This is a genomic window from Streptomyces sp. CAU 1734, from assembly GCF_039888735.1.
Taxonomy (GTDB): Bacteria; Actinomycetota; Actinomycetes; order Streptomycetales; family Streptomycetaceae; genus Streptomyces.
On the sequence record NZ_JBDQQP010000039.1, the window covers coordinates 1 to 1,081 of the forward strand.

Annotated in this window: 1 protein-coding gene; it reads right to left on the reverse strand. The window is 68.2% G+C overall.

Translation table 11 applies throughout. The features are described from left to right. Positions 1-979 (reverse strand): IS481 family transposase (locus tag AAFN69_RS35005; protein ID WP_347732994.1); only part of this gene is annotated, 979 nt, incomplete at its 3' end. Between the last annotated feature and the right edge of the window lie 102 nt (positions 980-1,081).

Consider the following 1,081-nt stretch of genomic DNA (forward strand, 5'->3'; position numbering starts at 1 on the left):
TGTATTGACCCGCAGGGTTGTTTACGCGGCTGATGGGTGGGTGTCCGCCGAGGGCGGTGTGGCTGCGGTGGTGGTTGTAGGTGTGGAGGAAGTCTGCCAGGGCTCGGGTCCGCTCGTCATTCGAGCGGTAGGGCCGCTGGTAGGCCCATTCGTCCAGAAGGGTGCGGTTGAAGCGTTCGACTTTGCCGTTGGTCTGCGGCCGGTAGGGCCGGGTCTTCTTGTGTGTGATGCCGGCGGCGGCCAGGGTCCGGGTGAACAGCCTGGCCTTGTAGCAGGAGCCGTTGTCGGTGAGGACCCGCTGGACGGTGATGCCGTGGGCGGCGAAGAATGCGTTCGCCCGCTGCCAGAAGCCCGCGGCCGTGTGCTGGCGCTCGTCGGGCAGGACCTCGCTGTAGGCCAGGCGGGAGTGGTCGTCGACGGCGGAGTGGACGAAGGAGTAGCCGATCACCGGTTTGCTGCTTTTGCGGGCATCGGTGGTTGCCTGGCGGTTTGCTTCGCCGACGGCCCTGCCCGCGGTTCGCCAGCCGCCGCCGTCGGGGATGTTGCCCAGTTTCTTGATGTCGACGTGGACCAGGTCGCCCGGCCGGGCGTGTTCGTAGCGGCGGATCACCCGGCCGGTGGGCCGGTCCAGGAAGGCGAGACGGTTCAGGCCGTGACGGACCAGGATCCGGTGCACGGTCGAGGCGGGCAGGCCCAGGACCGGGCCGATCCGTGCGGGGCCGAGCTTGCGTTCGGTCCTGAGTCGGCAGACCTCGTCCTCCGTCACGGGCGGGGTGCGGTGCGGCGTCGTGCGGGGGCTGCTCGGGCGGTCGGCGAGACCGCTGTCGCCCTCGGCCCGCCAGCGCCGCACCCATTTGTGGGCGGTCGGCCGGGAGATGCCCATCTCGGCCGCCACATGCGCGACCGGACGTCCCGCGAGAACACGCTCGACCAGGATCCGCCTGCCATGAACGGTCAGACGGGCATTACGGTGGGACACGAAGACCTCCGTGTGCAGTGCAGCTTAGACACCTTCACCACACCGGAGGTCTTCGTCATGATCAAGACCCAACCAGCGTCAACAACGCTCGTGGTCAATACA